Origin of the sequence: Janibacter cremeus, assembly GCF_013409205.1 — a bacterium.
GTDB lineage: Bacteria > Actinomycetota > Actinomycetes > Actinomycetales > Dermatophilaceae > Janibacter > Janibacter cremeus.
Map to the genome: position 1 here is coordinate 2169565 of NZ_JACCAE010000001.1, position 14273 is coordinate 2183837.

General features: G+C 67.6%; 9 protein-coding genes and 2 tRNA genes. 6 read left to right on the top strand and 5 right to left on the bottom strand.

What is annotated here, in order from left to right; all coding sequences use genetic code 11:
* The first annotated feature begins 25 nt into the window (after positions 1-25).
* Together BJY20_RS10295 and BJY20_RS10300 are read left to right on the top strand one after the other, a co-directional pair.
* Positions 26-1495 carry an LCP family protein gene (locus BJY20_RS10295; RefSeq protein WP_185991446.1) on the top strand — a complete coding sequence of 490 codons (1470 nt, stop codon included), beginning with the start codon at positions 26-28 and terminating at the stop codon, positions 1493-1495.
* Positions 1496-1559: 64 nt separating this feature from the next.
* Positions 1560-1648, top strand: a tRNA-Ser gene (locus BJY20_RS10300).
* A 128-nt stretch (positions 1649-1776) separates the two neighbouring features.
* On the opposite strand, the gene BJY20_RS10305 is transcribed toward BJY20_RS10300, so the two are convergent.
* From BJY20_RS10305 to BJY20_RS10320, 4 genes are all read right to left on the bottom strand, one after another.
* Positions 1777-2979 (bottom strand): bifunctional glycosyltransferase family 2/GtrA family protein, encoded by a 1203-nt coding sequence (locus BJY20_RS10305; RefSeq protein ID WP_185991447.1) that lies wholly within the window; start codon positions 2977-2979, stop codon positions 1777-1779.
* Positions 2972-4870: an ArnT family glycosyltransferase gene (locus BJY20_RS10310; protein ID WP_185991448.1), complete on the bottom strand. Its 1899-nt coding sequence runs from the start codon at positions 4868-4870 to the stop codon at positions 2972-2974. Before BJY20_RS10310 ends, BJY20_RS10305 begins: the two co-directional genes overlap by 8 nt.
* A gap of 87 nt (positions 4871-4957) precedes the next feature.
* Complete coding sequence (locus tag BJY20_RS10315) at positions 4958-6418, bottom strand: sensor histidine kinase (protein ID WP_185991449.1); 1461 nt, start codon at positions 6416-6418, stop codon at positions 4958-4960.
* Positions 6415-7158: a response regulator transcription factor gene (locus BJY20_RS10320; protein WP_185991450.1), complete on the bottom strand. Its 744-nt coding sequence runs from the start codon at positions 7156-7158 to the stop codon at positions 6415-6417. The genes BJY20_RS10315 and BJY20_RS10320 overlap by 4 nt, the downstream gene beginning before the upstream one ends.
* Before the next feature lie 680 nt (positions 7159-7838).
* On the opposite strand from BJY20_RS10320, the gene BJY20_RS10325 reads away from it, so the two are divergent.
* From BJY20_RS10325 to BJY20_RS10335, 3 genes are all read left to right on the top strand, one after another.
* Positions 7839-7911, top strand: a tRNA-Arg gene (locus BJY20_RS10325).
* A gap of 172 nt (positions 7912-8083) precedes the next feature.
* Positions 8084-9382, top strand: a complete 1299-nt coding sequence (gene wecB, locus BJY20_RS10330) for a non-hydrolyzing UDP-N-acetylglucosamine 2-epimerase (protein ID WP_343062954.1) — start codon at positions 8084-8086, stop codon at positions 9380-9382.
* A complete protein-coding gene (locus tag BJY20_RS10335; RefSeq protein WP_185991451.1) occupies positions 9379-10704 on the top strand; it encodes a glycosyltransferase in 1326 nt (441 codons plus the stop codon). The genes wecB and BJY20_RS10335 overlap by 4 nt, the downstream gene beginning before the upstream one ends.
* An 87-nt stretch (positions 10705-10791) precedes the next feature.
* Here BJY20_RS10335 and BJY20_RS10340 read toward each other — a convergent pair whose 3' ends face one another.
* Positions 10792-12630 carry a phosphoenolpyruvate carboxykinase (GTP) gene (locus BJY20_RS10340; RefSeq protein ID WP_185991452.1) on the bottom strand — a complete coding sequence of 613 codons (1839 nt, stop codon included), beginning with the start codon at positions 12628-12630 and terminating at the stop codon, positions 10792-10794.
* 268 nt (positions 12631-12898) lie between these two features.
* On the opposite strand from BJY20_RS10340, the gene BJY20_RS10345 reads away from it, so the two are divergent.
* Positions 12899-14224 carry an acyl-CoA dehydrogenase family protein gene (locus tag BJY20_RS10345; RefSeq protein ID WP_185991453.1) on the top strand — a complete coding sequence of 442 codons (1326 nt, stop codon included), beginning with the start codon at positions 12899-12901 and terminating at the stop codon, positions 14222-14224.
* The last annotated feature ends 49 nt before the right edge of the window (positions 14225-14273 follow it).

Consider the following 14273-nt stretch of genomic DNA (forward strand, 5'->3'; position numbering starts at 1 on the left):
ACCGAGGGACTACTGTGTCCCTTCGATGCGAGACGACAGACGTGGGACGAGCCGGTCGGACAGACGTGAGGCACGCCTGCGCAGGCGTGCCCGCACCCGTCGTCGGGGCCTCGTCGGAGCCGTGCTCGTCATTGCCCTCGTTGCCACCCTTGCCGTGTTCACGGGCCTGCACCTCAACGACAACATCGGTCGCTTCGACATCGCCTCCGGCAGCGACGACCGTCCCGAGGACATCGACCAGGACCTCAACATCCTGGTCATCGGGTCCGACACCCGTGAGGGCATCGGGACCGACGAGTACGGGACCAAGATCGAGGACGGGCCCAACTCGGACACCAACCTGCTGGTGCACATCTCCGCAGACCGGGAGTCTGCCCAGGTCGTCTCGATCCCGCGGGACTCGATGACCATGGCACCCAGCGACTGCGCCGACCCGAGCTCGACCGTCGTCAACGGCGAGATGCGTCAGTGGAATGCCAACTTCAACAAGGGCGGCCCCGCCTGCGTGGTCAAGACCCTCGAGGGCCTGACGGGCATCTTCGTCGACCACGTCGCCGTCGTTGACTTCAGCGGATTCCAGTCGATGGTCGACGGCCTCGGTGGGGTCGAGGTCTGCCTGCCGCAGCCCGTGGACGACCCCGACGCCCAGATCAGCCTGCCGGCCGGGCGGCAGACGCTCGATGGCCATGACGCACTCGGCTACGTGCGGATGCGCAAGACCCTCGGGACCGGCTCGGACCTGGAGCGCATCGAGCGGCAGCAGGCCTTCATGTCATCGGTGGCGCAGGAGGCCACTCGCAGCTCGTTGCTGCTGCGACCCGACAGGTTGTACGCGTTCCTCGACGCGGCGACCTCGTCGATGACCGCCGACGAGGACCTGGGTCTGAGGAAGATGCTCTCGATCGCCAGGAGCGTCAAGGGTCTGGACATGGACGAGCTCACCTTCGTCACCGTGCCCACCGAGCCCTACCCGGCCGACTCCAACCGGGTCCAGTGGGAGCAGCCCGCGGCGGACGCACTCTGGTCGGCCGTGCGCGACGACACCCTCCTGCCCGGCCAGGCGGAGAAGCAGGGCACGGGGGCGGAACCCGAGTTGACCGTGGCGCCCTCGGAGATCGTCGTGAAGGTCCACAACGACACGCGCTCGCCGGGGCTGGCCACGCAGGAGGCGTCGTCGCTCGATGTGCAGGGCTTCCAGGCTTCCGTGGTCAACGAGTCCCCGACCGGACAGACCGAGGGCGTCACGGTCACCTACGCGAAGGGGGAGGCGGCCGCAGCCAGGACAGTGGCCGCCGCGTACGACGGTGCCAAGCTGAAGGTCGACGAGGAGTTGCCCGTCGGGACCGTCCGGGTCTCCCTGGGGCTGGGTGCCCCGAACGCGCAGGAGGTGCCGAACCGGGAAGGCGACGCGCCGCTCCCGGAGGGGACGGTGCAGGCCCCGCCGGCGCCCACGCAGATCGAGACCCGCACGGCCGATGAGGACATCTGCGGCTGAGCGACCAGGCCCGGACCCGACTTTGAGAGCGGCGGGCTCGCCAGATAGTCTGTCCGGGTTGTCTGGAGGCGTCGCCTAGAGGCCTATGGCGCCGCACTGCTAATGCGGTTCGGGTTACCCCCGTCGAGGGTTCAAATCCCTCCGCCTCCGCCAGCGCCGAAGAGCCCCCGAGCCTATGGCCCGGGGGCTCTTCCCATTCGCCCGGCAGCGGTCAGCCCTTCATCGCCGCAGCGAGTAGCACGGGTTGGTCTCGAGGTGCCGACCGCTCTGCGAGCATCCTCTCACCACGCCGTCAGGTCTGGATCTGGGTCGCCGGCGAAGATCCACGAGCGCATGGCCACGAACTTCACGACTGTGGAAACGACGTTGGCGACCGCGAGGACGATCGTTGCGACCGTGACCGGGGCAGCCGGCCACGAGTCGTCCAGTGCGGCAAGAGCGGCGGCAGTCGCTGCCCACGTCCCCGCGAAGACAAGGAGTGCTTGTGCATGGTGACGGGCCACCCCTGCGTTGCCGCGGACGCCGAAGGTCCACCGACGGTTGGCCCAGGTGTTGACGACCGTTGCCAGAAGCAGGGCTGCCGCGTTCGCCACTTGGGTGCTGACACCGACGACGCCGGAAGCCATGATCGCGAAGAGCCCCAGGTGAAGGACGGTGCAGGCGATGCCCACGACCCCGAAGCGCACCACGTGCGCCCCGACCCCGGACGAAGGGGGGACCCTGCCCATGCGGTCGCGGATCGTCTCGGTCGGCAAGGCCCCGGACGCAAAGGCTCTCTGCATCCGCCACACCCCGCGCAGGTCGTCCTTGGCCGTGTTGACGACGTCGACCCGGCTGTCCGGGTCGTCGAACCAGTCGACGGGCACCTCGTGGATGCGCAGTCCGCAGCGTTGCGCTAGGACGAGCAACTCGGTGTCGAAGAACCACGTCCGGTCCTTCACGAGCGGGAGCAGTTCTCTGGCCACGTCGGCGCGCACTGCCTTGAATCCGCACTGTGCATCCGAGAAGCGTGCCCCCAAGGTCGTGCGCAGGACGAGGTTGTAGCAGCGGGAGACGAACTCTCGCTGCGCGCCCCTCACGACGCGGGAGTCACGGTGCAGCCGAGTGCCGATCGCGAGGTCCGAGTGTCCGGACATCAGGGGGGCCAGCAGTGGCCACAGGCCGTCGAGGTCGGTGGAGAGATCAACGTCCATGTACGCGAGGATCAGAGCCTCTGAGGTGAGCCATGCCTGCGTCAGCGCGAGGCCGCGCCCCTTCTCGGACAGATGCAGCACGTGGACACCCGGCACCTGAAGGGACAGCCGCTCGGCGACGACGAGGGTCCCGTCGGTGCTCGCGTTGTCCACGACCGTGATGCGGAAGGGGTAGGGGAAGGTCTCCACGAGGTGAGCGTGGAGACGGTGCACGCACGCGGCGATGGTGACCTCCTCGTTGTACACCGGGATGACGACGTCAAGGACGGGGGGAGCGAACTGCTCAGACATCGGTTTGTCCCCCGTCGTCAGGCGTGGTTGTCCGGCTTGATGTGTCGGCCGGCGATGTGAGGTCGTAGAAGGTGGAGCCGTCGATCGTCACCTTGGTGAAGTGCTCACTGACCCAGGCGGAAATGCGAGACCCCGAGCCACTGCCTCCGGCAGCGGCTCCCCGGCCGTCCCCAGCGGCGAAGTAGTGGACCCGGCCGTCCTCGACGTACTGCTGGAACTGTTCGAGGGTCGGGGATGGATCGGAACCGTTGAACCCACCGATGGACATGACGGGGAGCTGGGTGCCCAACTGCAGTCCGGCGGCATTCTGCGAGCCGACGGCAGCGGCGACCCAGGTGTATGAGCCCGCGTCCGCGGACAGCGCTGCGATGACCTCAGTACTCGGGGTGCTGGCGTCGAGGAGGCCTCCTCCTTGCCTGCCGCCGCCACCATCGGGCCCGGCTCCCGGGCGGCCTCCACCGGGGTCCCCTCCCGTCGATGGGCCGGCTGTGACGATCGAACCGGAATGGCTCTGGCTGACCGTGGTCAGGCTGTAGGCGGCGGGTCCGGCCAACCCGGAGAAGAGCGCTGCGGCGATGATGACCGACACCGCACGGGTGTGCACCCTCGTGATCACGAGTAGAAGAAGGGCGGCCGCCATCCCGATGGCCAGGACCGCCACGCGAAGCCACCCGTAGTCGTCCGTGCGACTGAGCAGGATGAACCCCCATGTCGCGGCGGCTGCCGTCGCGGCTGACAGCGTGATCGAGCCGAGGGCGTCGGTCCGTCGTTCCCAGGCCTCGGCCGTGCCCATTCCGACGAGGGCGGCGACGGCCGGGGCCAGCGCCACCGTGTAGTACTCGTGGAAGATCCCCGCCATGAAGGAGAACGTCGCCATCGTCACGGTGAGCCAGCCGCCCCATACGAGGTAGCCGGCACGGCGGATGTCGGTGCGTGGCGCGCGGCCGCGGAGCCACAGACCGACGCCGAGCAGAATGAAAGCCGAGGGGATGGCCCAGGAGATTTGTCCACCGACCGTGGAGCCGAACATTCGCAAGAGGCCGGTCTCGCCCCAGCCGTTGCCGCCGCCGACGGACCCGGCCTCCTCGCCGCTGAGCCGGCCGAGGCCGTTGTAGCCGAAGGTCAGCTCGAGGAAGGAGTTCGTCTGACTGCCTCCGATGTAGGGACGCATGCCCTCGGGGACGAGCTCGACCACGGCGACCCACCACCCGGCCGACAGGACCATCGTGGCGGTCCCGACGACCGCGCCGACCACCCGTCGTCGCACGGTGGTGTCGGCGGCCACCAGGAAGGCGATGCCAAAGAAGGGGACAACGAGCAGCACCTGCAGGGTCTTGGTGAGGAATCCCAGCCCGAGGAGGAGCCCGGCGAGGGCGAACCATCGGATGGCGCCGGATTCGATAGAGCGCATCGTGGCCCATGCCGCGAGTGTCATGAGCAGGACGAGCAGCGCATCGGGGTTGTTGAAGCGAAACATCAGTGCGGCCACAGGGGTCAGTGCCAGAACCACCCCCGCGATCAGTCCAGCAGCTGCTCCCCAATGCCGGCGCACGCTCGCGTGGACGACTCCGACGCTCGCCACGCCCATGAGTACCTGCGGCGCGAGCAGCGCGAACGAGTTGAGGCCGAAGAGCCTGACCGACAGTCCCATGATCCACAACGAGGCGGGTGGTTTGTCCACCGTGATCGCATTCGCCGCGTCCGAGGAGCCATAGAAGAGTGCAGTCCAACTCTGCGAACCTGCTTGGGCCGCGGCGGAGTAGAAGGAGTTCGCCCAGCCGTTCGCGGAGAGGTTCCACAGGTAGAGCACGGCGGTGGCCATGAGTAGGGCGAACAGGGCGGGCCTCGCCCAGGCAGGGGCGGGTGGTGTTGTCGAGGTCGTCGTGTCCATGGCACCAACGTTCGACAGTGCTGCTGTGCGACGGCTGTGGCCGGATTGTGGTGGTGCGGTGACCTCACTTCGCGCGGACGAAGGGAGTCAGCTTGTGGGCAGGGTGACCGTGAATGTCGTCTGCCCGGGCCGGGAGGATACGTCGACACGGCCGCCGTGGGCCCGGGTGACCGCTGCGACGATGGACAAACCGAGACCGGTGCTGCCCGACGCGCGCTGGCGGGAGTCGTCCCCGCGGGTGAAGCGCTCGAAAACGTCGGGCCGCAGGGCCTCTGGGATGCCCGGGCCGTTGTCCGTGACCCTCAGCTGCACGAGGTCCCCCTCGTGGCGCAGGGAAGCTCGGACCCGGGTGCCTGGTGGGGTGTGTGTGCGGGCGTTGGCCAGGAGGTTCGCGACGACTTGGTGCAGGCGATCGTGGTCACCGGTGATGTCGACCGGTTCGGGTGGCAGGTCAAGCTCCCAGCGGTGATCCGGGGAGGCGGCTCGGGCGTCGCTGGTGACGTCCATCGTCAGCAGCGTGAGATCGACGCGGACGCGTTCGAGCGGTCGTCCGGTGTCGAGCCGGGCGAGGAGCAGCAGGTCCTCAACGAGGGTCTGCATGCGCAGTGACTCGGACTCGACTCGGGCGAGCGCGTGGGTGACGGAGTCCGGGATCGGTTCGGGCTCTCGCTTCGACAGCTCGGCGTATCCACGGATCGAGGCCAAGGGCGTGCGCAGTTCGTGGCTGGCATCGGCGACGAAGCGTCGCACTCGAGTTTCTGACTCGTGGCGCGCCCGCAGCGCACCGTCGACGTTGTCGAGCAGACCGTTGAGCGCGAGCCCGACCTGCCCGACTTCGGTGCGGGGGTCGACGTCCGGCACGCGCTCGGCGAGCGGGACGTCCCCGGAGTCCAGATCGAGCTGGGAGACCCGGCGGGCCGTGCCTGCCACCCGGTCGAGAGGTTGGAGGCTGCGGCGGACCAGGTAGGTGCTGCCGAGCCACACACCGGCGAGTCCGATGGCGCTTGAGCCGGCCACGATGACCGCGATTGCCCGGACGGTCGAGTCGATGGGGTCGATCGGTACGCCGGTGACCGCGGTGAGCCCATCCGCGGTGCGGGCCGACACGAGTCGATAGCTCCCGATGTCCTCGCCGAGGTCGACAGTGCTCGGTGCGCGGCCCAACCCCGCGGTGTTGATCTCGGTGATCTCGTCGCTGTCGAGGCGGTCGTTCTGACCTCTGACGTTGACGGCGTAGTTGATCTCCTGGCCGTGATCATCGACGGCGACCGTGCCGTCGCGCAGCACGAGATGGAGGACGCCGTTGCCGCTGCCGGCTGGAGGGCCTCCGCGGACGCGCCCGTGGTCGGGAGTGTCGTCGAGCGTCCCGATGAATCGTTGGGAGGCGCTGAGCAGGTCATCGTCAACCTGCTGTGTCAGGTACTGGCGGGACGAGATGCTCGTCAGGGTGCCGGTGAGGATGGTCACGGCGAGGAAGAGCAGGAGCACCGAGGCGACGAGCTTGGCCCTCAGGGTCCACGACGCGGGCCGGCGCAGGCGCCCCGTCATGGTCGCGTTGCCGGCTTGAGGACGTAGCCGGCGCCGCGCATCGTGTGGATCATCGGGTCGCGACCGGCATCGACCTTCTTGCGCAGGTATGAGACGTAGAGCTCGACGACGTTGGCCTCGCCGCCGAAGTCGTAGTGCCAGACTCGGTCGAGGATCTGTGGCTTGGACAGCACCCGCCGTGGGTTACGCATGAGATAGCGCAGCAGCTCGAACTCCGTGGCCGTCAGGAAGATCTCCTGCCCGCCACGGGTCACCTCGTGGCTGTCCTCGTCGAGCGTGAGGTCGCCGACGACGAGCAGGGGGCTCCCTTCGCCGGCCACAACGACGCTCCGTCGCATGAGCGCGCGGACCCGAGCCACGACCTCCTCCAGTGAGAAGGGTTTGGTCACATAGTCGTCACCGCCGGCGGTCAACCCGGAAATTCGGTCCTCGACGGCGTCCCGGGCCGTGAGGAAGAGGACCGGAACATCGGGTGAGTCAGCCCGCATCCGGCGCAGCACCTCCATCCCGTCGAAGTCCGGGAGCATCACGTCGAGCACGACCGCGTCGGGGCGAAACTCCCTGGCGATGCGCACGGCCTCGGCGCCGGTGCCGGCGGTGCGCAGGTCCCACCCTTCGTAGCGCAGGGCCATGGCGAGCAGCTCGGTGAGGTTGGTTTCGTCGTCGACGACCAGGACCCGCACGGGCGACCCGTCGACACGGGTCAGAGTCTGCGGCTGGGTGCTTGGACGCGATGGCATGGCTCCATTCAAGCGCGTTGGGGCCGGTGGGAGCCGTGCGTGGGCTGTGTGTTTGCTGTGGACGGGACGCGAAGGGTGGTGACGGGCCGATCACAGGTTCGGCACAGGTGAGCGCCCGAGCGTAGTCGTTGACCGATCATGCCAATCAACCCAGGAGTCATCGTGACCCAGCCGAACCCATCCGACCCCACCCTCGACGAGTCGACCGCCCCGCTGCCTGCCTCGGTCTCTTCGCCCACCGCCCCGGCGGCGAACCCGCCCCGATGGCGTGGACGCAAGACAGCCGTCGCCGCCGCCCTGGCGATCGGCCTGGGCTCGGCAGGTGCAGTCACCGCGGCGGCTACCTTGGAACAAGGCGTCTCCACCGGGGACCAGGGTGGGGGGCAGCCCCCGGGAGGAGGGCAGGGTCCGGGGGGCCAAGCGCCTGGCCCCGGCCAACAGGCGCCAGGCCTCGACCAACAGCAGCAGGATGGCCGGGGGCCCGGGGGAGGCGGCACTCAGCAGGACGGTCAGGATGCCCAAGGCCCGACCTGATCGCACCTGCGGCGAGGGGTCGAGCCCATCGTCTTCGGCTTCGTCCCCGGCAGTCAGCCCGCTCCCTGTTCGGGCGGACGCCGATTTCGCTGGTGGGGGGCAGTAGGGGTATTGTCCCTTCGTGTTGTCGACGAGTTCGGCAGCGGGCGCCCGTAGCTCAACGGATAGAGCATCTGACTACGGATCAGAAGGTTTGGGGTTCGAATCCCTACGGGCGCACTCTGTGTTGAGACAGACGGAACAGGCCCTGCCAGCGGGAACGCGGCGGGGCCTGATTCGGTCCCAAGGTTCCTGATCCACCGGCGGCTAGGCTAACCACGCTCTTGACATACGAGGTATTGGGGAAAAGGTGCACCACGATCACGTTCAGCGGCCCCGACGGAAAATTCTGGTGGTTGTCGGAACACGGCCTGAGGCGATCAAGATGGCGCCTTTGGCCCGCGCCATGGCCGACAGTCATCTGGTGCAGCCGTACATCGTCGCCACTGGGCAGCATCCGGGAATCGTCGACGTGGTTTTTGAGCGTGTAGGACTCACTGTCGATGCGGACCTGGGGGCGGGGCGTCCCGGCCTGACCCTTAATGAATTGTTCGCCCACATCCTCACCGGGTTCCAGCAGTTCTTCTTCGAAGAGTTCGGGCTTTTGGAAGACCGTCCCGCAGACCGTGACTACCGACGATTCCCGGTGGCCTGCCTCGTTCACGGCGACACAACCAGCGCGGCCGCGGTTGCCCTTGCAGCTTTCCACCTTGGACTACCGGTTGCCCATGTGGAGGCCGGCCTGCGCACCGGTGACATTCGCTCTCCCTTCCCGGAGGAGTCGAATCGCGCGATGATCTCTCGGCTCGCCTTCTTCCACCTGGCTCCGACGAGCACCAACCAGGAGAACCTCATCCGGGAGAATGTGCCGTCCGAACGAATCTTCGTCGCGGGCAACACCGCAATCGATGCGCTCCAGGACGCCGCGGACATGGAGGGCTCCTACGGTGTCGCCGAGCTCGACCAGCTCGAGGCCGACCCTGCTGTACCCGTCGTCGTCGTCACAGCGCACCGCAGAGAGAACTGGGGGGGAGGTCTGGAACGGATCGGTGCGGCGATCGCTGAGCTCGCGCATCGATTCGAGACAGTCAAGTTCGTGCTTCCACTGCACCCGAACCCGGCTGTCGCGTCGATCCTACGTAGCAAGCTGGACGACCTTCCGAACGTGATCATGGTGGCGTCGCTGGCGTACGTGCCCTTCGCGCGCCTACTGAAGCGCGCATGTTTGGTCATCACCGACTCCGGCGGCATCCAGGAGGAAGCGCCGGCTGTGGGCACTCCAGTCCTGGTTTTGCGAGAATCCACCGAACGGCAGGAGGGGGTGGACGCCGGCACGTTGAAGTTGGTGGGCACGAACGTACAGCGAATCGTGGCCGAGGCCAGTGCGTTGTTGGGCTCGGCCACGGCTCGCGAGGCGATGACGTCGCGGGAAAACCCCTACGGTGATGGTCACGCCTCGGAACGGATCGTTGCGGCGTTCGAGCACATCGCGTACGGCACTGCGGCACCGGCTCCCTACGGTGCGGGTTTCAGTCGGCAGGCGTTGCGGCGCCTCGGCGGCTGGGACGAGGTCAGGCAATCTGACGACATCGCTGCGGACGTCGAAGGGGAGTCCTCAGAGGCCGTCGTGACCAAAACCCTCCAGCAGTGACGCTTCCGGACTGGCTCTGGTTGTACCCGGGGCTGCCGTTGGGCATCCAGCTGGTCTACCTGTTTGCGCTGGTTCTCATCATCGCAACCGTCGGTGACACGGTGATGCTGGCCGTGGTGGCTGGGCGTGAGCGCCGCCGGGAACTGCCTGAGGTGCCAGAGAGCGACTACCTATGGGTCTTCCTGGTGCCGGCACTCAATGAGCAGGTCACCATTGCCGACAGCGTTGCGCGACTGGACGAAGCGCGGGCCACGCACAAGGTAATTCTTGTCATCGACGACGGCTCTGATGACGCGACCCCGGAGATCCTGGCGGATCTGACCAGCGACGGCCTGACCGTGCTGCGACGTGACTTGCCGGACGCCCGTCGGGGGAAGGCCGCGGCGCTCAATGCCGCGTGGAGACGAGTGCACCAACTCCTCAGCGAACCGGCCTATCATCAGTGGCGGCCACACGAGGTCCTCGTGGTCGTGGTTGACGCCGACGGTCGCCTTTCCCCGGACGCACCGCAGTGCCTGGCTCGGCATTTCGGCGACCCACATATGGGTGGTGTCCAGTCCCTAGTGCGCATATACAACCGGCGCGGGTGGTTGACGTGGGCACAGGATGTTGAGTTCGCTGTATTCGGCCGGTTGTATCAGTCCGGACGATCGTGGTGGGGCACAGCCAACATGGGGGGTAACGGTCAAGCGAACCGTCTGGCCGCGCTGGACACGGTCGTCGAGGGGGACGGTCCATGGCGGCACCGGCTCACCGAGGACCAAGATGTCGGTGTCCGGTTGCTTGGGAGCGGGTGGAAGGGTGCTCAGGATCTGGAGGCGACGGTCTCGCAGCAGGGATTGTCGTCCTTGCGTCGTCTCTACCGGCAGCGGACCCGCTGGTCGCAAGGGGCATGGGAGTCAATCTCGCTGCTTCGCGGTCTGCAACAGGTGGATTGCCGAAGGCTGGCCCGGGTCGACATCTGGTTCTACCTCATGACACCTGTGGTTCAGATGGTCGTGGGCATGGGCTTTGCCGCCGCTGTGCTTCTGGCGGTAATCAGCGATCTCCCGCTGTGGGGGACCTCGTGGCAGATCGCCGTGTTCTTCCTCTCACTGTCCTTCTTGTCCGGCGTCATCGGCCTCCTGGGCAGAGCCCGAGGCCTTGCGGCGAAGCTGCTCGCTGTCGTCCTGCTCGTGCCCTACACCATTTACTCGTGGCTGATCTTCCCGGTCGTGGTCCGTGCACTCATCCGGACGCTTATGGGTCGATCGAGTTGGGCAAAGACCGCACGTGAGCCGTTGGAGGCCGGCCTGCACGCTGAGGTCGAGCCCGACCCGTGAGACCCATCTGCTCCACTGGTGGGCTCACGACACGACGAAAGCGGCCCCGGTCCTGATGGACCGGGGCCGCTTTCGTCGAACGACAGGTCAGCTCTGCTCGTCGAGGGCCTTCGTCACTCGGCGGTGCGCCTCCCAGATCTCCTCCGGCAACCGGTCGAACTGGTTCAGGTGCTCCTCACGGAAGCCCATCTCCTGCTGCCAGCGCGGCACGTCGATGGACAGGATCCGGTCGAGGTCGGCCTGCGGCAGGTCGAGGCCCTCGAGGTCCAGCTCGTCCTCGGTCGGGATGATGCCGACGGCCGTCTTGCGGCCGGTGACCTCCCCGTCCTTCAGGCGCATCAGCCACAGGAGCGGGCGCAGGTTCTCACGGAAACCCGGCCACACGTAGTGCCCGTCCTCCGGGTCCTTCTGGAACCAGTTGACGTGCGCGAAGAGCGGCTTGTCCTTCACCTGGGCCAGCAGGTCCAGGTAGTGGCGCGCGTAGTCACCCTCGCCGTAGGCCATGAACGGCCGGTTGGACATCGGGTCGTAGCGCAGCTGACCCTCGACGCCCTCGGCGGCGAAGGTCGCCTCGGCGCCCAGGGTCAGGCCGTCGTAGACGCCCTCGGCGACGTCGTGGATCGCACGGATCAGCGGCTCGCGGTCGCGGGTGCGACCACCGAAGATGATCGCGTCGATCGGCACGCCGGCTGCCTCGTCGAAGTCCTCGGCGGCGTTCGGGACGTTGGCCAGGGTCGTGGTGAAGCGGCTGTTCGGGTGCGCCCAGGGAGAGGTGTCGCCCGGCTCGCGGTCGGCGATCGGCTCGCCCTTCCAGTCCAGCCACCCGTCCAGGTCGGCCGGCGGCTCGGGCGTGCGGCCCTCCCACCAGACGTCCTCGAGCTTCGGGTTGTAGGCGACGTTGGTGAAGATGACCTTCGTGCCCGGGTCCATGGAGTGCAGAGCGGTCGGGTTGGTCTTCTCGTTGGTATCCTTCGCGACGCCGAAGACCCCGAACTCCGGGTTCATGCCCATGAGCTTGCCGGTGGACTCGTCGACCCAGAGCCATGCGATGTCGTCACCGTAGAAGTCGACTTGGTAGCGGTCGCCCATGGCATCCGGCGGCAGCATCATCGCGAGGTTCGTCTTGCCCGAGGCGCTCGGGAAGCCACCGGTGATGTGGTACCGCTTGCCGGTCTCCTTGTCGGTGATGCCGATGAGCATGTACTGCTCGGCGAGGAACTTCTTGGTGTCCCAGCCGTCGTAGGCGCCCTGGCGCAGGCCGTGGGCGATCTTGCCGAGCAGTGCGTTGCCGCCGTAGGAGGAGCCGAAGTGCAGGATCATCCGCTCGTCGGCGACGGTGACGAAGTAGCGCTTGTCGTCGGGGGTGCCCTGACCGAGGTTCTCCAAGTCGCCGGTGACGTGCACGGCGCGCACGAAGTTGCCCTGCTGCGGCAGGTCATTGACGTGCTCCACGCCCACCCGGGACATACGCATCATGTGCAGCACGACCGGGCGGCTGTCGGTCAGCTCGACACCTGCGGCCCACTGGGACAGCTCGTTCTTCCTGGGGGACATCAGGTACGGCAGGACGTACATCGTCTTGCCCTTGGACTGACCGCGCATGAGCTCGGTCAGCTTCTCCTTCATCTCGGAGGCCGGACGCCAGTTGTTGTAGACGCCCTTGTCCTTCTCGTCGTTGGTCGCGACGATGGTGCGCTCCTCCGAGCGAGCCGTGTCCTTGGAGTAGGAGCGGGAGTAGTAGCGACCCTCACCGGCGGGCTGGAACTCGCCGGACTCGAGGCACTCCTGGATGAGGCGGTCGTCGTCCTCGGCGCCGATCACCTCGATCCGGTCCGGCTGGGTGATCTGCGCCCAGTGCTTCACGTACTCGCGGACCGCCTCGTTAGTGAGGCCTGACGCATCCAGCGCGGCGTCGACGTCGACCATGCTCTGTATCCCTCTCACGTGCTCTGGTGTCGGGTGCTCCCACTCGGACTCCCGTTGCGGGCAGGTTACCGCCAGTAGAAGGGGTGGTGTCGGGTGCGACGTGCCTGCTGTGCCTGAGATCACCCGCGGCATTGGATTGAGCGGTGATGATCCGCTGTGCCGCGGATCACCCGGGATCGTAGTGACTCACCGGTTTACCGGTACTCGCTGTAGCAGGTACTGTCTGTACCGAACACTTTCGGTTTGCCGCACACGAAGGGGTAGTCCCATGGCTTCCAGTGAAACGATGACCCTGGCCGACAAGGGCCAGCGCATCGGCCTGCGCCTCATCGCCAAGGCCGGGGGGCTGCCCGGTCTGAAGGACAAGGACGTACGCGCCCGGGTCGAGAAGTACCTGTACAAGGGCGCCGTGACCGGCTTCAAGGCCCAGACCGCCGCCGGCCGCAGCTTCGCCAGGAAGAAGGCCTCCGGCGACCCGGCCCGACCGGCCCCGACGAAGCCCAAGAAGACCTTCGACCTCACGCCCACCGAGGACCAGCAGATGATCCAGGGCGTGGCGCGCGAGCTCGCCGAGGAGGTCATCCGCCCCGCCGCGGCGACGGCCGATGGCGAGCGCACCGTGCCGGACGAGGTCCGTGCGGCCGCCGCCGACATGGGCCTGCACCTGATCGGTGTGCCGGCCGAGCTGGACGGCATCGCCGAGGAGCGCTCCGCCGTCACCGGCGCCCTCGTCCTGGAGGAGCTGGCCCGCGGCGACATGGGCATCGCCACCGCGATCATGGCCCGCTCGGCCGTTGCCACCGCGCTCGCGAGCTACGGCAGCGCGGAGCAGCAGGCCACGTACCTGGCCGAGTTCACCGGCGAGAACCCACCGGTCGCCGCCCTGGCGTTGCAGGAGTCGCAGGTGCTCTTCGACCCCTTCGCCCTGCGGACCACGGGCCGACGCGAGGGTGGCGAGATCGTCCTCGACGGCGTCAAGGCACTCGTGCCCGGCGCCCAGGAGGCCGAGCTCTTCATCGTCTCCGCCGAGGTCGACGGTGAGTCCCGTCTGGTCATCGTCACGGCGGGCCTCGAGGGCCTGCAGACCGAGGACGACCCCGCCATGGGCGTGCGCGCCTCCCGGACCGCGCGTCTGCACCTCGAGGGTGTGCGCGTGCAGGAGGACGACCTGCTCGGCGCCGCTGACGACCACCGCGACGCCGTCCGTCGCGCCCGCTTGGCCTGGGCCGCGGCCGCTGTCGGCACCTCGCAGGCCGTTCTCGACCAGGTCAGCGAGTACGTCAAGGAGCGCAAGGCCTTCGGCGAGCCGATCGGCTACCGCCAGGCCGTCGCCTTCACCATCTCCGACATCGCCATCGAGCTCGCCGGGTTGCGCCTGGTGGTGTGGAAGGCCGCATCCCTCCTCGACCGCGGTGAGGACGCCAGCGCCGAGATCGCCCAGGCTCGCAGCCTCGCCTCGCGGCACGCCATGTGGATCGGCTCGAGCGGCGTCCAGTTGCTCGGCGGCCACGGTTTCGTCAAGGAGTTCGACAACGAGCGCTGGTACCGCGATCTGCGGGGCGCCGGAGTCCTCGAGGGCATGCTGCTCGTCTGATCGGCACCCACCCACTCACTCTTCCCGGTGGCCGAGGTGCAGAGCGTCC